The organism is Rhizobium sp. P44RR-XXIV, assembly GCF_001999485.2.
GTDB lineage: Bacteria > Pseudomonadota > Alphaproteobacteria > Rhizobiales > Rhizobiaceae > Rhizobium.
Genome location: NZ_MPVZ02000027.1, coordinates 925,520 through 946,163, shown reverse-complemented (window position 1 = coordinate 946,163; position 20,644 = coordinate 925,520). Strand labels below are relative to the sequence as shown.

Here is a 20,644-nt window from a genome sequence, read left to right as displayed (position 1 = left end):
GATGAAGCCATCGAACAAAGAAACCTCCTTTGCCCCTGCAAGAGCGATGATACTTGCCATCGGCCTCACTCTTGCTGCCGGCGGCAATACGGCAAGAGCAGCAACGGATGTAAAGCTGCCAGAGGGCGCGCGGCCTATGACGGCGAATGAGCTATATATCCTCTATCGCGATAAGACCTGGAGCTGGCCCGATGGCGCGGGCCGAACGCAGGATGCCGATCGGCGTTTTTCCGCCTGGGTCGACGGAGCCAAAGGGCAATCCTGGGCTGAGGGACGCTGGACCGTGACTGACGCTGGGCGTCTGTGTTTCAACGCGATCTGGCATGCGACAAGCGGCCAGTTCCCCGCCAAGACCTGCTTTCTTCACCAGATCCACGATGGAACTGTCTATCAGAGGCGGGAAGCGGGCGGAGCGTGGTTCGTGTTCCGCCATCCAACGATCAACAATACCGACGAGGCGGCGAAATTGATCGCCGACGATCTGGTCTCGCAGCGATTGGCGGCCTTAAAGGCCTCCATCAGCGTTCGCAAGACCGAATAGGGGAAGGAGACTATCCGATGAAAACCCTTTCAAAACTGACGGCAACCTTGCTGGGAGCAGCCGCACTCTATGGAGCGGTTTACGCCGCCAGCAACGGTCTTGATGCGAAAGCCGAGGACCAGACCTTGTTTCGTGACAAGAGGCCGATCATCACATCGCAATCGCTTCCGGGGGGAGCCTATGATCCCAATGGGGACTTCTCCAACGACACCAACCCCAAGATCGAGCATCTGTTCCTCCCTTGGGAGGATGTCGATCTGTCGACGCTTGGCGCGGCGGACGAATATGCGCGCAAACGCGGACGTTCGCTGCTGATCACGGTCGAACCGTGGTCCTGGGCACGCGACTGGCGCGTCACTCCGGACGATCTTCTCAGCGGCATTCTCGCGGGCCATTACGACTCCAACATGGCAGCGATATGCTCGGCGGCGGCCAAGCTCAACAGGCCCGTCACCATTCGGTGGGCGCAAGAAATGGACGAAAAGAACGGGCAATTCACCTGGGCCTACTGGAAACCGGAAGGCTATATCAAGGCCTATCGGCATGCGATTGAGATATGCCGGCAAAGCCTGCCTTCGGCAAAATATATGTGGTCCCCAATGGGCAAGGACGGGCTCGAAGCCTACTACCCAGGTGATCAATTCGTCGACGTGATCGGGCTGTCCGTTTTTGGATACCAGCCGTTCGATCAACTCAAGCTCGGCCATGACTCGACCTTCGTGGACGCCACCAGACCCGGTTACGATCGCGTCAAACGCTTCAAGAAGCCGATCGTTATCGCAGAGCTGGGTTATCAGGGAAACGAGGCCTATGTGCACGCATGGGCTGAAGAAGCCAACAAGCCGCACCCTGAATTCCCGGACCTGACAGCAGTCGTCTATTTTGACGACCGTGAAGTCTATCCTTGGCCGGATGGTCTCGGCCGGCCGGATTGGCGCGTCGCGAGCCCGCTATTGAATTGATTGGCGCGGTGCAGAGTTAAAGGAGAACCACAATGTCTTCGTTCCGTTACATAATACTGGCCGTTGCGGTTTCGATATTGTGTTCGATCGGCACCGCGAATGCAGCAACACAGCATCAAATCGATCGGATGACCGCGCGAGCCGCACGCCAGGCCGACCCGATGACCGCCGTCGCGCTCAAAAGACTCTATGCAGGACGCTCCTGGATCTGGACGAAGGGGGCAGGCTTCTTCTCACACAAGCATAACCGCTTCACGGCGTGGTCCCACGACAACGGCCAGAGATCCTACGCAAGGGGCATGTGGTATGCGACCAACAGCGGCAAGCTATGCATGAGGGCCGTCTGGTACAGCAGGAAGAGCGCCGCATCCAACCTATCCTGCTTCCTGCATCGCAAGAAAGCTGGTGTCATCTATCAGAAACGAGCATCAGGCGGGAAATGGTATGTGTTCCGTCATAACCCAACAAGACATGATGACGAAATTCTGAAACTGCGGCCGGGAGATTATGTTCGCAAACATCTTCCCGGTTGAGGTCGCATTCTCAAATAGGGGTCATCGCCAGGATGGCGAAACGGCTTGCGCCCCCATGTTTCGCCGTTTCGTCGCCCAACACGAGGCCCCTATTCTTTTTCTCAAGCAGTGCGAGGCGGTTTTACCGTTGCCTCAAAATAAACTGCGAGTCCGACAATGCGACGTCCGTCCGAATCCGCTCGGTGTACAAACATAGGGAGAGCCTTTGAAGTACTCTTCGGATGACACCTTCACGGTTTTCGCGAGTGAGCTACCGCTGTAATGGACGACATCGTTCTTCTCGTACTTCTTCATATACAGCTTAATCGTTGCGTCCTTGCCCTGCGGCAGCTCTGACGCATCTGCGCCAATAGATAGCCCTATCGGAGACACAATCAGAAGAATTGCTGAAATAAAAGATGCAATCAGAATGTGATTACGAAATAGATTTCGATACTCTCGATCTGCCGCCATAGGTTTAATCTCCAATATCACTTTCCCCGGTTCGTCGCGGCGGGGAATATTTAAGTCCTGCTTATAAATATCTTGAAAATATTAACGAATTCTGCTTAACTCTTCAGTGGGGGCTCAGGCTAAGGTCTGTAGCGATGTTGTGTGTGAGGGCATTCTTTCGGCGTGCGGGACAAGAGCTGCCCAGGACCTTCGGTCGGGCATGGCTCGCTTCTGTTGGCCCGTCTTTCGATCTATCGCCTCTAGCCAGAACTCTCTCCTCACAAACCAACACTGCTCCTTCATTGCGATCCATTCATCAGCTTCGCGGTCAGGGAGCGGGGTCGGCGACTGCCCGACCTGTTGAGACTGAAACTGTTGGCTGCATCACGGCCACTTCCGGTTTTAATTGGCTACTTACACATTCGGATCCAAAGCAACCGGCTACAAACACGCCGTGCGCTCCGCCCGGCGGTTTCGCATTTATTGTCGAGAGGCCATTACCATGATGTGGAGCAAAACTGAAGCTTCGTCTGACCAACCCGAATTTGTGGAAAGACGTCGATGGCCGCGCATCTCGCAAACCCCTCTTTGTGGTAGGCTGGATGAATTGCCTGAGCTGATCTCGCTCCCCTTCTCCACATCGGATGTCCCCGCCGACCAACAGTTTTCAATGTGGCAAGAACGTATGACGCCGCTCGTCGACATACGTCTGCAAGATCGGCTCAAAGCTGATGACACGTTTCCGGTCGAGCAAACCGTATGGAACCTCGAAGGCGCTCTTCTTATACAGCAGGATACGCCGGCGTTCAGTTATGAACGCTCGACTGAGAAGATACGCTTTAGCTCCATTGATCACTGGCAGATCACTTTTCTGCGCACCGGGAAAACGTGGACGAGCGTCAATGGGCATGTCGTCGAAAACGAACCGGGCATGATGGAGATCCGGGCACTCGGCTGTCCATTTTATGGGCGTACCCTCAGCGCCAAATCCGTCATGCTCATTTTGCCGTGCGATCTGTTCGCGGAACATGGTGGATTGCCTGGCACCAGCAACAATATTGTCTTCGCAGGCCGACGGGTGAGCCTTCTGTCCGACTATGTTTCATTTCTTGAGGCAAACTTGAGCCGCTTGACGAAGGATGATTTGCATAGTGTGCGAAACCAGCTGCAGGAGATGATATTCCATAGCGTTGCACCACTCGTGGACACCTGCGCGGACGGCGACCGAACCTCTCACATCGGGTTGATGAACAAGGCCCGTCGATTCATCCAAAACAATCTGGGATCGCCGGACCTTACGCCAGATGCATTAAGTCGGGAATTGGCGATCTCTAGAACTCGGCTCTATGAGCTTTTCCAGACATCGGGCGGCGTTTTGAATTACATCAGAAGAAGACGGCTTTTGGCAGCTCATGCGGCAATTGCCGACCCGATAAATAATCGAAAAATAGTCGATATCGGCTACGAGCTCGGCTTTGAATCAGCGGCCAACTTTAGTCGCGCCTTCACTCATGAATTCGGCTACAGCCCAAGTGACGTGCGCAGGCACACCGGAGAGTGTCAGATGACGCGCCTACCGCGCACGGCAGAAGCGCCGACTTTTAGCGGCTGGCTAAGCACACTTGGGATTTAGTTTAAAACCGGTGATCGGCGCTCAATCAGTCGAAGCATAGAAAAGCGAGACAGTCCGCAATCAGAGTGTCTGTCCTTGTCAGGTGCGGGAAGGAGAAACAACATAAGCATCGTTCGCACCACTGAAAGAATAAATACTCAGCTCGCCTCCTGCCTCATGGGGGACGTTTCCGTTGTAAGGGATTGGGAAGCGGTTCTGGCACTTGCAAACGAGACCTTGCTGACGCCAGCAATATGGACAGCAGTTTCGCAGAAAGAGCGGCAAGCCCTCCTCCCGGATGAGGTAGCCTCCTTCCTTAATTTCATTCACCGCTGCAATGTCGCAAGAAATTTAAGGCTGCTCGATCAACTGGAAGAACTGGTTGCAGCGTTGAACTTCGTTGGAATAGTACCACTGCTCACCAAGGGTACAGCATTGCTGGCGATGGCAAGCTTAGAGCAGCCAAGCGCTCGGATCATGCGAGACCTGGATGTCACAGTCGCTAGCGATGAAAGACGAATGGCTGAAGAGTGCTTGCTTAAACTGCAATATGCTCCAATTGCTGCTCTCGGCTGGGGTAGAGCGAAAGACGTAGGCGCAGTCGATTTGCACTACCCACCTGGCCGATATCCCGAATATTGGCCTTCAGATCCGGTGCTGGCAAAACACCAGCGAGAAATTGCCATCGGCTCAGGAAAAGCTCACGTTCTTTCAGCCACCCTTCAGGCCCAGCATTGGATTGTGCATGACCTGCTGAAAGACGGCCATTTCTGGAATCTTCACATCAATTTGCGAAACCTCTTCGAACTATACAAGCTTTCCAGCAGCGATGATGGGATCAATTGGAAAGAACTGCATGTTTTGCTCTCAGATCCATTAGGTCGAGCCATGCTGGCTGCGCAGATGGCGGCACTTCGTTCTGTTTTCGCAACCCAAATCGCGCAAGACGGGTCCATGCCGTCGTGGCTAAGATTGCATTCTTATCTGAGGAGCCGTGAAAACCATCCGGTGCTGGGCTACGCCGTCCGATCTATGGGAAATGCCGCCTGGAGCATAAGAACCGCGCAGATTCATTGGCGATTTCGTGGCCCATTGAAGGAATTGCCCAGGCGCATCGTTCAAAAGGGGCAGAAAATCATGATGGCTCGGATGTCGGGAGAAATCTAAAGGCTGCGTATCGCCTGAACCGCGTCTTCTAGGCTGCCGACCTCCATTTCAAATGCCTGCGATCTATTGACAAGCTCGCCCAATGATCTGAAGGCGCGATCAGTCAGCTTGTGAGCGGGTGCGGCCGCTTCAGCCAACAGTCTTTGGAAGGCCATCAAAGGCGCCATTCTCGACAGCGAACATTGTCCAACTTCACTCCGGCGAATGAAGATCATGGTCGTCGCGCGAAGGGATGGGCTGTTATCGCCTTCGGCGTCGGTGGGAAGAAATTTGACAATCTTGCCGTCGGAGCGAACGTAAGCGGGGCACGTCGCGAGTTGCGGAAAACGATCTTGCAAAAGTGTCCAGCTGCCATTCTTGATCGCGATTGGAAACGAGACGCCTTTGAGCTGGCTCTTTTCATCGACAAGGACAATGTCATCACCTTCCACTGACCACCGGTTATCTGCGGCCAGTGCAAGCGCAAGGGTTGTTTTTCCGGCTCCCGAAGGCCCCGCGATTAGCAGATGCATATCTCCACAGCGCAAGAAAGCTCCGTGCAGAGCCAACGTAAACTCTGTTTGCAGCAAGGCGTCCGTCAAGAACGATTTTACCGCCGGCACTATTTCTGAGCGACTGAAAGTCCCCAGACATTCGTCTTCTGCAATCAGGTCGTATCGTTCCAAGTTTTTTCTGATGACAACAAGACGATGTTCCCACGGCGCCTTGATTGGAATAAGGATGCCGCGAAAGAGCTCTTTCAATTCTCCTGAGAGTGCCTTTGGCGACTCGATCATCCATCTCGTGTCATTCATGCAAATGGCAAAGACAGATACCATACAAGCATGGAGGATACCCAGCTCGACATATCGATCGAGTAGAGTTCTTGCGTCCGCACCAGTTAACCCGAACTCAGATGACAGTCGCGCCGACAGACAGCTCCAACTTATACCTACAGCATCGCAGGCAACTTGCTGCCATGTCCAAGCGGCTGGTGCGTCTATTTCGTACAGCCTTTGCTCGTTGCAACTGAACAAAACAAACGCATTTCCCAGCTGTTTAACCAGCGTGCGCTGACCTGGCAGCACCAGCAGATCTTCTGGCAAGACGATCAGCGATCTATATCTTCTTTTCCGGAGTGACCCGGCACACCATCGTCACCACCGTTGCCGTATCCATTGTTGCCGTGACCGGATTTGGCTATAGCGCCCGACGTCATTGTCGTGGAAAGCAAGAAAGTCAAAACGGGGGGAGCTACCACCGCAAACTTCCCGCAACCCTCCACAAACTCTCGCCTGCTTGGCCCGGTATTCCTTGCTTCATCATGATCAACCATATAACCCTCCCACTTAAAAGCGAAAATTCCAAGTATAGAGTATATACACGATCAAATTTCAACTAAAGGATACATAATATTTGAAATTTGATACAACTTTATTGTATATTAATATATTATGCATTTCAATATCTTTTATATAATCCTTCAATGCCGTGAAATTTTCACTTATAAAATTGGCGCTTTAATAGTTATCTATTTTCAGTTACAGCAACCTCAGAAATATGGGAAAAGTATCTCTGTATTTTTCGGATATCTTCGAATTATGCTGTCACATATACTTCATCTCATCTTGTGAGCGTCAAGCCTTCTAACGCCCATCAATCGCACTTGGCCCACCCTTTGCAACCCCGATACGCACCGGGCAGGCCAAGCGCTGATCGCCCGCAGCGAGGTGAAGATTAGACGCCGATAAGGGGTCAGCCCTCCGCGCCGATTGAAAACCAGGATCGACGCGGAATGTTGGGAAGACGGCTTCGCACCATCTTCACCAGAGCATGCTTGCGTGCATTTTTATTCATGCGGGCTTTCGGCACTAGGAATGCCCCATTGCCGGCGGCCTGGCCCACGCCGCCGTGACGTTGCCGCCGAGCCGCGGGTTGATAAATGGTCGACGCGGAGCAATCAAGGCCGCCAAACGTGAATCATGGAAGCGGGCTTGATATGGCTCCATCCAGGCAAGATCGCCGGCAAAAGTCCAGGGAAATAGGTGTTGCGGTGTAGAGGTGTAGGCCGAAAAGCTGTTTTGATTGATGACGGCATTGATTACCAAGTTCGCCAGGCGTCGTATGGCGCCATGGTTTTCCGAATACAGATCGATGCCCCTCGCCTGCGCCAATTCCGCTGTGAAGACCAATGGAATGAGGGCAAAGTTATGGTAATGAAGAGCCCGGTCGCCGCGTTTGAGCTCACGCTGAAGCGTACCGTTTGGTTGAATATCCTTGATACCTTCTCGCGCCCGAGCGATGCCGGCGTCGATCAGATCGGGTCGGTTCGTCAGTGTTCCCGTTGCTGCAAGATCAAGGCCTGCCCAGTAGACCAGATTGTTGTGCAGCCGGTTGATGGCGTTCGCATCCCGCGTGGAGGCAGCCATGTCGATAAGCCATTTCGAGATGACCGGAGGAACGGTGTGAGCGCCCGTCTTTGTCTGCGGAAAGAACCGACGCAGCGCCAGCGCCAAATCGGCGCCAGCCCATGAGCGTTCATAATATCCCTGATAGCCTTTGATCGGTGCCATGAGGGCATTGGCCCGCGCCCAGCTATCAATAAGCGCGACCAGGCAGGCCTGATCGCCACTGTCGGCGACCTTATTTACCTCTTCGATAAAGGCATGGAGCGGCTTTATCGCCTCGCTATAGCCGCCCGGATCATCATAAAAGCCGGGAGGGTCTATGGCCAAAACTGGCGGCGGAACCTTGCAGATATCTGCTCGTGCCGTGATGGGGAGAATGAAGACAAGCAGGATGCCAAGAAGAATTGCCTGATATCGCCGGCTTTGGTCCATTGGCAATTTGAATGACGCAACCATTCTCGCTCTCCAACAATGGACCGTGATGTGTCCGAACCTTGATGAACTATGTCATTTGAGGCTCTCATAAGATTTGTGCTGGTTGAACGGTCGAGAGACCGAAATCCGTCGCCTAAACCCGAGATAATCTTCATAGCAAGAAACGGCTAACAGGCGACGCGCTGACCAGCCCTCGTGAAACGCCCTCTATCCCGTCTTGGTCTGTTCCGGCCACTCGGCGTCCACGTCTTGTTCCCACTTTGCTCGATCAGCGTAGGCTTGCCTGAAAGAAGCGGATCAATTCAGCATTCAGTCGCTTGTGGAAGTCGGCCCGATCGAAGCCTGGCGCATCGACACAAATTTGGGGCAGGGATTTGAGCATGTGAGCACTGCAAGGGGGAAGAAAGGCATAGTGGCCCGCTTGCGCTTCGACATGATATTCAGCCACCAGCGGCAGAGCGTCGCGAATGTGTTCCTCATACCACGGATTTGGCTGACGTCGGTCGTCGGCCGCACGCCATAACAATACCGGAATGCTCACGGACGCCAACCCGGCGCGATCAAACGTGAAGCCGAAGGCAGGTGCCGCCGCGGCAATCGCCTTGATCCGTCGATCCGGCTTCCAGGCGTCAGAGGGTATGTTGATCGCCGAAATCGAATGCACGCCGGCCTGAGCCAGCGCGGTGCAAAGGTCGTGCGTCGGGTTAGAGGCGCAGTAGGGATCGATTTTCATCAAGCCCGGTATTCCGCCTGCTTCGACCAGCACCGTAAAGCCGCCGTTCGAGAAGCCATAAGCCCCTATACGGCGTGTATCGATTGCGGCGCGCCCACGCCAATCCGACAGCATATAGTCGATCAAGCGGCTCAGTTGCGCCGGACGCCGCCAAAGCATCATGACCTTGCTTTGATCGTCATATGTGTCGCCGGCGTGGCTGATCGCAGCGACGACGAAACCAGCTCGGGCAAGCGCAAGCGCGGTATCGTAATGGCCGGCATAAGATCCCGCGCCGCCGTGGGAGAGAACAATGAGCGGCAACCCGCGGCCCTTCACCGCCCCGTTGAGTGCAACCTGTTGGGAGAAGCCATCGAGAGGAACATTACCGGGGCCGTCTGTGGTCGGATACCATATTCCGCCGATCAGCGGCGGCTCACTTCCGTTTGGAACCCGCACTTCGTCGAAGCCGACCTGCGTTTCCTGCGCTGGAGATACGGGCGGCCGATCTATGGGGGCTGCCGCATCTGCGACGAGAACAGCTGGCTTCGCTGTCGCACCTACCGCCATTCCGTTCAGGGATAGCAGGAAGCCCGCGATAGCAACGAGGACCAAATTAATCTGGCGGACCGTCTTCGCAAACTCTGCTTTATGGCGCTTCATGATTGCCCTCGCTTCTGGTCTCAGCCCATCCCAAACAGTGACATAAACCATCGGACTATAATCATAGGTTCTACCATTAAGTCCTTTGTCGAGAGCGACCTGCAGTTTGTGGCGCAATGCCGCTGGGTTGCCGGTTCTATGACGTTGAAAAAGCCTTTCGAGCAACACGGTCAAGTTGCTGCAATCAGATGCCGCTGATTACGGGGCCTGCCTAAGCAGGCCCTCCGATCAGTGACATGCGGGAAGCCCCGGGGCTCCGCACTTCTTCTTTTCCGGCGGCTTCTGCGGCGGTGGCGGCGGAGGTCTCCTCACCTGCTGTGCGACCTTCGGCTGCGGTTGTGGTCTCGGCTGAGCCTGAGGCTTCGGCGCAGGCGCCCTCGCCTGTGCGACCGCATGCGGCGCCGGCCTTGGCTGTGCGGCCACGGGGTTCACATGCCGTGGCGGCGGCGCAGCTGCGATATGCGGCTGGTTGTTGTTGACCGCCCTCGGCTTGGCGGGGGCTCTGGTGGCGACAGCTGGGGCTGCTGCCGGCTTTGCCGCCTGGCCATGTGCATTCGGCTTGGGTGCTGCAGCAACCGGGTTCTGCTTGGCGGTCGGAGCGGCTTGCGGCGGCGGCGTCTTTGCCACCCGACCCTGACCCTTCACCGGAGGCGTATTGCCAACGACAGGCAATGGCTGCCCCTTCGCACCGGGAAGCGCATGCGCATTGTCGTTCGCGCCCGCTGGAGCAGGTTTGGCAGCAGCGGTGGCCGGAGGATTATGCGCGGCGCCGGGTGCTGCTTGCGGCGATTGCGCCTGCTTCGTCGGCACTTGCCCCTGAGCAGCCGGAAGCTTGCCGGCAGCCGGCAAGGGCTGGCCGTTGGCGCCGGGAAGCGTATGAGCAGTGGCAGCATTTCCGGCCTGCGGCTGTGTTGCAGGAGCAACGGGGCTGCCGGCAGGCGCTTTTACGGCTGCCGCCGGGTTCGGCTTCTGCAGAACCGCGGCCTTCTTCTGTATCGAAGGCGGAAGCGCCACATGCAATGCAACCGCACCGGCGCCGGCAATGACGGCAGCTCCGGCCAGCTTCTGCCCGGTCGTCAGCCCGGGCGCCGCGGGTGCAGCACCGGTCTCGTTGACGGTGGTGTTGTTGACGGTCGTGCTGTTGTTGATGACCGTATTGTTCACGACCGTGTTGTGGATGTTGTTGAAGATGATGTTGTTTTCTGGCGGAGCGATATCGCGCGGCGGCAGCACCCAGGCTGCGACCGGAACGAAGACCGGCACTGGCAGAACATAGAGGTCGACCACGGGCGGCGGCGGTGCCAGCACAACGAAATCCGGTGGCGGCGGCGCCAGGAAAACACCGGCGGCGGCGGCGCATAGCCGAAATCGGCATCGTCGAAATAAAGCACCGGCCGATCGACATAGACGATCTCCGTCGGTGGCGGCGGCGGCACGTCATATTCGATCACGGTGAATGACGGCGGCGGCTCCAGGGCTGCCTCGAAGTGATCGAGACGGCGGCGGGCATCCCAGACATGCGGGCCGCGCGGATAACGCCTGAGGTAAGACCAATAGGCCTGCGGCGTATCCGCAATCCAGGTCTCGCGCCAGGTGATGGCCTCGCGGCGGGCGGCGATGATGGCACGGACGCGCCGCGCCATGGAGTCGTTCGGATAGGCGGCAAGGAAATCCTCGTAGCCCTGCAGCGAGTCGCGGTCGAGTGCCGCGAAATAGGCATCCTTCTCGTCGAAGTCGCGGATGGCCTTGGTGCGGATCGCGGCATTGTCATAGGTCGACACCTGAGCCGCCGGCGCATCGGGAGCGCGATCGAAGAACGTGAATGTGTTGGTGAACTTCGAGGCGTCCCAGGAGATCTCGGCGCCCTTGGTGAGATCGCTGACCCGCAGGCGTGTGCGGTCGAACACATCGCCGAGCGAAAGACCGCCGAGGCGGATCATTTCCGCCAGCGCATGCGCATAGGAACCATAGGGACCGGCTTCCGGCGGCGCGACGGTGCCGGGCGCGGCATTGAACGCGATCAATTGATGCGCATCGGGTTCGACAAGCGTCAGGCCGCCGGCCAGCGGCTGGTTGGACTGCGCGAACGGATTGGCCCTCGCCGCGTCGAGCACGACGATGCTGCCGCGATTGCTGATCGCCGCCAGGGACTTGGTGAAATCCGTCACCCGGATCGCCTCGACGGGAACGTCCGTCGCATTGGCGATCTGCGCATCCACCGGCACAAAGTAATTGTCGCCCTGATACTGGAGGCCGTAGCCCGCCAGATAGACGAAAGCCACGGTATTCGGGCCTGACGCATTCGCCTTTGCCAGGAAATCCCTGAGCGTATCGCGCAACCCGTTCTGGTCGAGGTCACGCGCGCCGATCACATCGAAGCCGGCTGCCTGCAGTGTCTGCGCGATCAGGCCGGCATCATTGGCCGGCGTCGGCAATGCGCCCGTCTTGTAGGCGGCGTTGCCAACCACAAGCGCTATGCGCTTCTCAGGAGAGTTCTGCGCCTCGGCCGAACTCGCAACCGCGACCCCCGCCAAAACCAACATCATCGCAAAAAATGCAAAGCGTCGAACATCTCGGCCTCGGCTTGCCAGCATCTTGAAAGATGGAATCAATTTCACTCTCCAGTGTCGGACCGCTGTGGGTCGCAGTCTCAATGAGCTCCCGTCAGGCGGATCTCCGATAGGGTTCTCCGTTGCTTGAACGGATGATCGAACAAAACCCGTCGCCGAGCTTAAAATATTCTGCGGTTTCAAATTGAAAGCCGTGATCTCACCGCCTCTGTCGTTCAATGCGAGGCACTGCCTTAGGAGCCGAAGTTCAATGGCTGACATCGAGCCGGCGAGATCGGATCCTCAGGATTGAGCCATGATGACACGCTAGCCTACCGATAGCGGCAGGTAGCGTCATGTTTGCGCAGCATGATCTTCCCATCAACTTCGCTTCCACCGCAGCCGCATAGTTGGAAAACCTTCAATTTTGATCCCTCCACCAATTCGGACGAAATCTAAGCCCTGCCACCACTTTTGGGTGATTGTGGCGACAGGGCAGGCCGCTGCACTCGGCGGGGCGCCGTGCAACGACGGGGGCAAGGATCCATATCCCACACCCTGGGCAAATCATATTGAACCTTAGTATAATCCCACGTGCTTATTCGCCGCTTTCCGCTAGCCCGAACCGCGAGATCGCTGCAGTCCGGCGGAAAGTTGCGCATCAATGCAGCACTGGCCGTGGGTCAGGATGGCCGATGAAATTCGATATCATCGGCTCGATGTATCTGGAAAACGTCGATGAGGGACTGCTCGCATTGCCCCTTGGCCGTCTATGCGCGGGCAGCCAAGGACTCACAAAATAGCCATCTCGATCTCGGCTTCGCGGCCAAGTGAGACCATCCAGTCCCTAAATTCGGGCTTGCTTTTGAGCTGTCGTCCGTAGTGGCGCGCCAGTTCTTTACCGAGCGCGCCTTCGCGACCGAGTTGCTCGTCAGCGAAGGCAATCATTTGGGAGTTCGGCCATGCCTGCGGCCGGATCGTGACGAGACGCTCGAACAGTGCTTCGGCGGAGGCGTCAGGATTGGCCTGTGCCATCAGGGTCATCATCGCTGCTGTCGAACGGGACACTCCCATATGGCAATGGACGAGTATGTGGCTCGGAGCATTCTGATCCTGCCGGTCATGGAAGGCGCGTCCGAAATCCAGGATCGCTTCGACATGCTGGGGCGTGGGCATGATTTGACCCGGTATGGGGCTGATGATGTCGTGAAAACGAAGCGTCGTGCGGAAGTGATTACCGTAGGCCGCGAAAGCGGTAAGCTCAGCGCGGTCGGGATCGATGATCGAAAGAACGTGGGTTACCTGGCGTGAACTTTGCGCTGGCAGTTCCTCAATTCCACAAACCGTCAACTCAGGGGCGAACATCAATTCCATCTTGCTTAACTTCCATATGCCGATTGTGGTCCCAGGACGAATTTCATTCTGGATTGTGGCTCTTTTTGCGCGCCGTTTCGTCTGAGGTCAATGTAGCCCGTTGCCTCCAGCCCAGAACTTCCGGTCACTTCGGTCGTAATCCAAAACCAGGCGGTACACCCGCTTCCGCGGTGGATTGCCCCGGATTGCCGAGACTTCTCTGTCACGCTTTCGGCGTGATCGAGATCGATGCGGCCTGCCATTCTGCGATGACAGCCACTGCTTTTCATCGGTGAAAAATATGCGGCAAAATTTGCGGTATGCGCCGATCTCGATCATCCCCTATTGATTGTCAACAATTGGCGACAGAGGAGGATATCCCGGTGAGGAAGCCTGGTAAGGTCACAACGATCGATCTATGGAACGGCCGTGAGGTTCCGCGGCTTGGCATGGGCTGCTGGGCAATTGGCGGACCGTTCTACGCAGGCGATGTGCCACTTGGCTGGGGAGAGGTCGACGACGGCGAGTCGATCCGCGCCATTCATCGTGCCGCCGATCTCGGTATCCGCGTCTTCGATACGGCTTCGAACTATGGGGCGGGTCACTCTGAGAAAATTGTCGGGAAAGCTATCGGCAATCGCGACGATATTGTCATAGCGACGAAGTTCGGTTTCGCAACCGATGAGCAAAGCAAGCAGGCAACGGGCGCCTTTGCCGATCCAGCTTTCATTCGCCGCTCTGCCGAGACGTCGCTGCAGCGACTGAAGCGCGAGCGACTGGATCTGCTGCAGTTTCATCTGAATGATTTTCCACCGGAGGCATCCGACGAGGTCTTCGAAACACTTGAAGCCCTGAGAACTGAAGGCAAGATCGATGCGTTCGGTTGGAGCACCGACTATCCCGATCGCGCATCCCGCCATGCGGCGCGGGAGGGTTTCGTTTCCGTCCAACACACGATGAACGTCTTTGAGGCAGTGCCCGAGATAATCGATGTGGTCGAAAAGAATCGCCTCATCTCGATCAATCGCGGCCCGCTCGCCATGGGGCTTCTCAGCGGCAAGTTCACAGCCGAAAAGCACGTGGGTGCCAATGACGTCCGCGGTGCGAGCCTTGATTGGATGGTTTATTTCAAGGACGGCAAGATCGCGCCAGAATTTGCAGCGCGGCTGGATGCTGTGCGTAGCTTGCTGACTGCGGATGGGCGTACGCTAACGCAAGGCGCCCTTGCCTGGCTCTGGGCGCGCTCCAGCCGTACGTTGCCGATACCCGGATTCCGAACCGTTGCGCAGGTGGAAGAAAACGTCGGGGCGCTGCAGAAAGGGCCGCTACCTGACGAACTGATGGACCGTATCGACGCAGAACTCGCCAATCTCTAGACGCGATTGCGCGCATCGAGGGTTACTGCCGGCCGAGTCCACCGTAAGGGCATCGAGTGGATCGAACCCGCGGCCACTCCGTTACCAACTGCCTGAAGCACCACGTCATCGCCAAGATCGCGTCAACACGCAAATAGAGATGGTGGTGTCTGCGGCGGTCCACGCGATTCAGGCCACGTAGACCTATTGCGATCATGCATTACGGAGATAATCCTGCTCGCAACCGGTCCTGTGAAGACGTATGGCTCCCTAACGCCGGATTGACTCCAGATGTGTCACGCCAAAACCTTCTGCGTATTTAAGCCCGTAGCCGAGCGCTCTGTCTAGGCCGATATGGGCAGCCCATACCAATCCGACGGCCAAGACCACAGTTGCGTGTCCAACCATTCCCCAAGCGATCACAGCAAGTGGTGGGATGTACCAGTGGGCCGCATTGTAAAGCGCGGCACCCACTTTCTTACCGGCGAGGTAGCCGATCATTGACAGGTCGGGGGCCAAGATCAGGGCGGCAAACAGCCACCAACTGGCGTCCAGTGTAGCGTACCAGGCCGTAGCGGCAACGAGTACACCAAGCCCCTCAAGGCGAAGAAGCACTTTAGGTATTCCAGTGACGAAACCTGTCATAACTCAATCTCCAACTTTTATGTCGGAGTGATAACATTGATGGCTGAGATACAAAATTGACTAAACTTTACTACCAGCTATTCATAAATGAATACCTATCACTTCGAAGACGCTTCTATGATGCCTCGCAGTGAGTGTTGAATTTCGCGCGAAACTCACCCCATTTTCCACTTCACGGTAACCTGCAATCGATTCAAAAAAGCGAAGCACTTCAAAGGCCTGGTTCCGCCTCGCAGGATCAGCCTCAAGTGAAAAGACACGTCAGAAAACGACGAAATTCACTACCAAGCCATTTGCGATAGGGGATCCTGCTCAGAAAGTCAGCGAGACCCTGCCCTAAGCAGGATGAGGCTCGCATTGCCAATGACACCGATCGCCGTGGAACAATTCATGTCCTGTCCACCTTCGACATCCATCGACAGAGCGAAGGGCGGCCATCCATCAGCACTGTATCTTGCCTGAAGGGCTTCTAAGAGCCGCGAGGATAGAGCACCATTGCCCGACGCGCTCTCAAACTGTTGATTTCCATAGGAAACTCATCCCGTCTACTCTTTTGCGAAGTACGACGTTGGTTCAACATGGTGAGAGTTTCATAGATCAGAGTCGGCCTCGCGGTACCGGCACCAGCAGCACGGCGGCCATATCTCGACGGAACTCGGCACTCTTCGGCTATGTAGATGTCTATAGTCAGCGAAAATCAGGCTTTTATCAGTATCGGCGTCTCTTGCCAAACCGCTCAACAGTTGCAGCAGCATGCAGGATTTCTCTCTTCCCTCTTAAATGATCGTCTGCGCGAACGGTCCGGATTCTTCAATTGGGTATTTGTCAGCTCGTCAGAGATAGCAAAAGTCGTGAACCGCCTGCTCATTGGGCCAATCACCCCCCAATCTCTGTATGTGCCGGTCCATGCTAGAGAAGCCCTGCGACTGGAGGATTTCAAACTTTGGTTTTGGCATGAGAAGTTAAGCGACGAGGTCAACCAGGACGACGTGGAGAAAATTGCAGCAAAATATGAGCGTCTTCGTAATAACTTTCTGAAAATGCTCGAAAAGCCCATCCGCTATATCGTCCTCAGCAACACGCAAAACAACATAGAGAACTTCTATCCCCACAAGATCCAGGGAATGGACATCTTTCTCGATGCTGACATTGTTTCGGAGATTGCCTGCGCTCCGTGGGCAACCAACCAATATGGCAACGCCCAAATCATTGCATTGACCTATCCGCGCCGATGGAGGGGAAGACCGCATGGATCAGTTTCATACCTGGAAGAAGATGACAGTGATTGGCAAGGTAACATGGCGTCTTGGGACGAGGCCTTATTACGGCACTTCAGGCCGATCTTGCTGACGAAATCCCGAGGCGCAACCAGCGCGCGCTCGTGAATTGGGCTTATCCTTGGTGATGACATTCTGCTTGGAGGGATCGGTATTGATCTGATCGACCGGCCGGGTGGCGCCATCCTGCTCGAGCGAAGCCTGCTGGTCGGGATTGCGGACGGTGACATTGCCGGCCGCGCCACCGCCGGAAGCAGTCGCGTTGCGACCGCTTGAGATCGCCGCGTTGACCGACTGCTCGACATCGTCGAGCTGGTATTTACCGCTGGCACTGGAATTGTTCTTATTCTTGCCATTGGCGTCGGTGCCGGAATAGAGATCGATATCGGCATTGACCTCATAGCCCTGGTATTTCTGCGTGCCGACGAAGTCGGACCAAGTCAGCGTGCCGGTGTCGAGATTGACCTCGCCATCGGTCGAGATCAGCCTAGACGCGGCAAGATTGGCATTGCCGCCGACGGTGATGGTCTGGTCGCCGGTGGAGTAGAGACCGGCCGGCGTATCGGTCCAGTTGGTCGAACCCTTGCCGGAGCAGAAGCCGGGCTGCACGCCGCCCAACGTCAGACCGCCGAGTGCGGTGCCGATATCGCCTGATGTCAACAGCGACTGTCCGGCAGTATTGCCGATCGTCGGACCGGTGAAGGAGAAGCCGAGCGAGGCCGAGCTGTTCGACTGGCTGCCGGTGTTCGGTGTCGAGACGATATTGAGATTGCCACCGACCTTGCCGTCAATCGTGTCGGCAGAGAAGACGGTGTTGTCGGGGTGGCTAGATGTTTCCGTCTTATCGGAAACATCTAGCCAAAGCCGGTTCAGTTTGAAGAACTCAAGTTATTTTTGATCCACCAATTGGCAGAAATGCAAAGCTTCTGTATTGCGCTGAGCTGCAGCTGGTTGAGACGATGGTCTCAGCATACTCCGCCAGAATCTATTTACAATTAAGTATAACAACTATCAATATTAGAGAATAATTATTGTAATCATAGTTATATTCAACAACATCTTCGTGCGAGCAAATGTGACCATCGATCTTATCCACATAGATGTACCTTCCACCAGACCTTTCCATTCCGTTGTTATTCTTTTCCAAAACAGGAAATGCCCAATAAACAGGAGAGTATTGATTCAAAGTATTCGAACTAGAAAGAGACAGAAACTCCGAACTCATATAATTTCTGGCGATTTCTCGCGCGTTGTCTTCCGAAATATTATCTGGATTGCGATAAGAAATGGGAACATTAAAAGAGGAAACTCCTCCCTTTTTTAGGCATGACACCAACGATACTGCGTCTATCCTCGGCAGATTCATAGAAAATATAGGCACACAGATTCGAATTTAATCCCTCCGGTGAACACTTTTGCTAAACGAAGGCACGCATTGGCGCCGAGAGTTTCTTGCGTCAAGTATACATCACAGGTGATTCTCATTTCTTGGCCTAAATTGGTATTGTTTTACTCTGTCGATCTTATGGATGAATTACAACAACGTTACCGGCGATGTTCGCTTCAAAGCTACTCATCGGTACGGAATAGCTGGAACCCATGCCGACCGGCCAAGGATCGCAAACATACACCGCCCCGCCAGATACTGCGTCGACAATTATCGCATGCGCAGAAGTACTGCCTGGGACTTTTATATTGACAATGACGCCGCTACCACCAGCTAGGGCTCCTTCAATTGTTCCAACCGTTGAAGCTGATACGAAATTGGCCGTCCCTGAATAGCCCAGTTTCCCCAGCGCGCTCGGCATCCGCATGACGCCGCAAGCCTTCATCGAATTGGGACAGGCAAGTGGCCTAACGCCGTGGCAAATGTTCGTGAAAATCAGACTGCCATTTGCCATCCCGAGTGTTTTGGCAGGCATCAACCAGAGCCTGATGATGGCATTCGGCATGGTTGTGATCGCAGGCATCGTCGGTTCCGGTGGCCTTGGCGAAACCATTTATAGCGCTGTGCGCACACTCGACGTCGCCACCTCCATCAACGCTGCTATCGCAATCGTCATCTTGACGATGGTCCTCGATAGATTGACGCAGAGCGCAGCCGGCCGCGCTAAGGCAGGTGCAAGATGAGCCTCGACCTTCTCCGGTTTTCGCCCGGTACCTATCTTGCTCCTGTTGTCGATTGGTTGAACACAAACTTTCATCCGGTCTTCGAAGGCATCACAAGAGTGATCGAAGCGGTGCTCGGCGGCATCGAATCGACACTTCTTTACCTGCCGCCCTATGCGGTGATTGCCATAGCCGCGGTTTGCGCAGCCCTTGCTATCAGCATAAGGGTTGCGGTGGTGACTGCCGTTGCGCTGACCTTCTGTTGGTTCACCGGCTTCTGGGCCGCATCCATGCAGACTCTGGCCCTGGTGGCGGTTTCGGTTGCCATCTCCGTAGCGATCGCCTTTCCGCTCGGCATTCTTGCGTCACGCCACAAGATCTTCGAGACGGCTGTCAGGCCACTGCTCGACATCATGCAGACCGTCCCGCCGTGGGTTTATCTCATTCCCGCAGTCATGATCTTCAGTCTCGGTCGCGTTCCGGCGATTATCGCGACGATCGTCTATGGCGTGCCGCCGATGTTGCGTCTGACGACACTGGCATTCAACCAAGTGCCGAAAGATCTCCTCGAACTCGGCCAGGCGACAGGCGCGCCGCCGCGCTCGATCCTCTTCAAGATCGAGATTCCATCTGCAATGCCCACCCTGCTTGTCGGCCTTAACCAGTGCATCCTTCTTTCGCTGGCCATGGTCGTTCTTGCCGGGCTTGTTGGAGCGGGCGGGCTTGGAGCCGAGGTGACGCGGGGCCTGACCAGAATGGAAATGGGACTGGGGCTAAGGGCGGGGCTTGCCATCGTTGCCATCGCGATCCTGCTCGACCGGCTGTCAAAAGGCGCCTTGCAGGGACGTGCCCGGTCATCGGCAAAGCGCGGCTGAACGGAAAGATCTCGAATGCGTCACAGCTTCTTCTGCATCGACTCCCACACTTGCGGCAACCCCGTACGGCTCGTTGCCGGCGGCGGCCCTTTGCTTCCCCATCTTCCGATCGCCGAACGCCGTGAGGTATTCGTGCGCGATCATGATTGGGTTCGGCAAGCCTTGATGTTCGAACCGCGCGGGCATGATATCATGTCAGGCGCAATCATCTATCCGGCCTTTCGTGAGGACTGCGACTTTACCGTGATTTTCATCGAAGTCAGCGGATGTCTGCCGATGTGCGGCGCCGGGACGATCGGTCTGGTGACGGCGGCAATCGAGGAAGGCCTCGTCACACCGCGCATTCCCGGCAAGCTTTCCATCGAGACGCCGGCGGGCCGCGTGGACATCAACTATGAAAAGCCCGGCGAATTCGTCGAGGCCGTCCGCATGTTCAATGTTGCAAGCTACCTGCACGCGGCTGATGTCGAAGTAAACGTGCCGGGGCTCGGCGCCTTGATGATCGACGTCGCCTACGGCGGCAACTACTATGCTGTCGTCGAACCGCAGAGCAATTGGCCCGGATTGGACGGCATGTCGAGCGACGATATCGTCGACATCAGCAGGAGACTACGGGACGCGCTCGAACCGATTTGCAATCCGGTTCATCCCGAGGATGAGAGGATCGGAGGCGTTCATCACGCCTTGTGGTGCGATGCGCCAACGAGTGGCAAGGCCGATGGACGGGGCGCCGTGTTCTACGGCGACAAGGCGATAGACCGTTCTCCAGGCGGTACCGGAACTTCGGCGCGACTGGCGCAATTGCATGGCAAGGGCCGGCTGAAAGTTGGCGACAGCTTTCGGCAGGAGAGCCTGATCGGCACGATATTCGAAGGTCGCGTCGAAGCAGAGATCGAAGTTGGACACTTCAAGGGTATCAAGCCCAGCGTTGGGGGCTGGGCGCGGATCATCGGCCACAACACAATCTTCGTCGACGATCGTGATCCCTTGGCCTATGGTTTCCAGATAAAATAGAAGGGCTTGGCCGGGCGAGGCGT

General features: G+C 55.9%; 17 protein-coding genes and 1 pseudogene. 10 read left to right on the top strand and 8 right to left on the bottom strand.

Annotated elements, in window-relative coordinates; all coding sequences use genetic code 11:
* Position 1: 1 nt before the first annotated feature.
* The 5 genes from BSK43_RS16665 to BSK43_RS16640 all read left to right on the top strand — a co-directional run bounded on the left by BSK43_RS16665 (position 2) and on the right by BSK43_RS16640 (position 5,247).
* Entirely contained in the window at positions 2–541 is a 540-nt protein-coding gene (locus tag BSK43_RS16665) for a DUF995 domain-containing protein (RefSeq protein WP_077471601.1), read from the top strand.
* A 17-nt stretch (positions 542–558) separates the two neighbouring features.
* Positions 559–1,503 carry a glycosyl hydrolase gene (locus tag BSK43_RS16660; RefSeq protein ID WP_077471600.1) on the top strand — a complete coding sequence of 315 codons (945 nt, stop codon included), beginning with the start codon at positions 559–561 and terminating at the stop codon, positions 1,501–1,503.
* Between the two features lie 32 nt (positions 1,504–1,535).
* A complete protein-coding gene (locus BSK43_RS16655; protein WP_077471599.1) occupies positions 1,536–2,036 on the top strand; it encodes a DUF995 domain-containing protein in 501 nt (166 codons plus the stop codon).
* Positions 2,037–2,970: 934 nt separating this feature from the next.
* Complete coding sequence (locus tag BSK43_RS16645; protein WP_077471597.1) at positions 2,971–4,101, top strand: helix-turn-helix domain-containing protein; 1,131 nt, start codon at positions 2,971–2,973, stop codon at positions 4,099–4,101.
* Positions 4,102–4,176: 75 nt separating this feature from the next.
* Positions 4,177–5,247, top strand: coding sequence for a nucleotidyltransferase family protein (locus BSK43_RS16640; RefSeq protein WP_246662605.1), 1,071 nt, complete (start codon positions 4,177–4,179; stop codon positions 5,245–5,247).
* Here BSK43_RS16640 and BSK43_RS16635 read toward each other — a convergent pair.
* The 6 genes from BSK43_RS16635 to BSK43_RS16610 form a co-directional block, all read right to left on the bottom strand.
* Complete coding sequence (locus BSK43_RS16635) at positions 5,244–6,332, bottom strand: transporter (RefSeq protein ID WP_246662604.1); 1,089 nt, start codon at positions 6,330–6,332, stop codon at positions 5,244–5,246. The two genes, BSK43_RS16640 and BSK43_RS16635, sit on opposite strands and share 4 nt — an antisense overlap.
* Positions 6,333–6,337: 5 nt before the next feature.
* Complete coding sequence (locus tag BSK43_RS36135) at positions 6,338–6,562, bottom strand: hypothetical protein (protein ID WP_077471595.1); 225 nt, start codon at positions 6,560–6,562, stop codon at positions 6,338–6,340.
* Positions 6,563–7,097: 535 nt separating this feature from the next.
* Positions 7,098–8,090 (bottom strand): alginate lyase family protein, encoded by a 993-nt coding sequence (locus tag BSK43_RS16625; RefSeq protein WP_205910622.1) that lies wholly within the window; start codon positions 8,088–8,090, stop codon positions 7,098–7,100.
* 247 nt (positions 8,091–8,337) lie between these two features.
* Entirely contained in the window at positions 8,338–9,612 is a 1,275-nt protein-coding gene (locus tag BSK43_RS16620) for a dienelactone hydrolase (protein ID WP_246662619.1), read from the bottom strand.
* 992 nt (positions 9,613–10,604) lie between these two features.
* Positions 10,605–11,990 carry a caspase domain-containing protein gene (locus BSK43_RS36130; RefSeq protein WP_348641754.1) on the bottom strand — a complete coding sequence of 462 codons (1,386 nt, stop codon included), beginning with the start codon at positions 11,988–11,990 and terminating at the stop codon, positions 10,605–10,607.
* 795 nt (positions 11,991–12,785) lie between these two features.
* Positions 12,786–13,367 carry a protein-tyrosine phosphatase family protein gene (locus tag BSK43_RS16610; protein ID WP_077472987.1) on the bottom strand — a complete coding sequence of 194 codons (582 nt, stop codon included), beginning with the start codon at positions 13,365–13,367 and terminating at the stop codon, positions 12,786–12,788.
* 362 nt (positions 13,368–13,729) lie between these two features.
* On the opposite strand from BSK43_RS16610, the gene BSK43_RS16605 reads away from it, so the two are divergent.
* Entirely contained in the window at positions 13,730–14,722 is a 993-nt protein-coding gene (locus tag BSK43_RS16605) for an aldo/keto reductase (RefSeq protein ID WP_246662603.1), read from the top strand.
* A gap of 249 nt (positions 14,723–14,971) precedes the next feature.
* Here BSK43_RS16605 and BSK43_RS16600 read toward each other — a convergent pair whose 3' ends face one another.
* Positions 14,972–15,346: a DUF4260 domain-containing protein gene (locus tag BSK43_RS16600; RefSeq protein WP_077472985.1), complete on the bottom strand. Its 375-nt coding sequence runs from the start codon at positions 15,344–15,346 to the stop codon at positions 14,972–14,974.
* 677 nt (positions 15,347–16,023) lie between these two features.
* Here BSK43_RS16600 and BSK43_RS16595 point away from each other — a divergent pair.
* Entirely contained in the window at positions 16,024–16,731 is a 708-nt protein-coding gene (locus BSK43_RS16595; RefSeq protein WP_136687023.1) for a hypothetical protein, read from the top strand.
* Here the strand turns inward: BSK43_RS16595 and BSK43_RS16590 are convergent.
* On the bottom strand, positions 16,669–17,283 hold the full coding sequence (locus tag BSK43_RS16590) for a hypothetical protein (protein WP_077472983.1): 615 nt from the start codon (positions 17,281–17,283) through the stop codon (positions 16,669–16,671). The genes BSK43_RS16595 and BSK43_RS16590 overlap by 63 nt on opposite strands.
* A gap of 1,134 nt (positions 17,284–18,417) precedes the next feature.
* Between BSK43_RS16590 and BSK43_RS16585 the strand changes: the two are divergent.
* From BSK43_RS16585 to BSK43_RS16575, 3 genes and pseudogenes are all read left to right on the top strand, one after another.
* A pseudogene (locus BSK43_RS16585) lies at positions 18,418–18,753 on the top strand (ABC transporter permease subunit); the annotation flags it as partial.
* Positions 18,750–19,607, top strand: a complete 858-nt coding sequence (locus BSK43_RS16580; RefSeq protein WP_077472981.1) for an ABC transporter permease subunit — start codon at positions 18,750–18,752, stop codon at positions 19,605–19,607. The pseudogene BSK43_RS16585 and the gene BSK43_RS16580, both read left to right, overlap by 4 nt.
* Positions 19,608–19,622: 15 nt before the next feature.
* Positions 19,623–20,621, top strand: a complete 999-nt coding sequence (locus BSK43_RS16575; protein ID WP_077472980.1) for a 4-hydroxyproline epimerase — start codon at positions 19,623–19,625, stop codon at positions 20,619–20,621.
* The last annotated feature ends 23 nt before the right edge of the window (positions 20,622–20,644 follow it).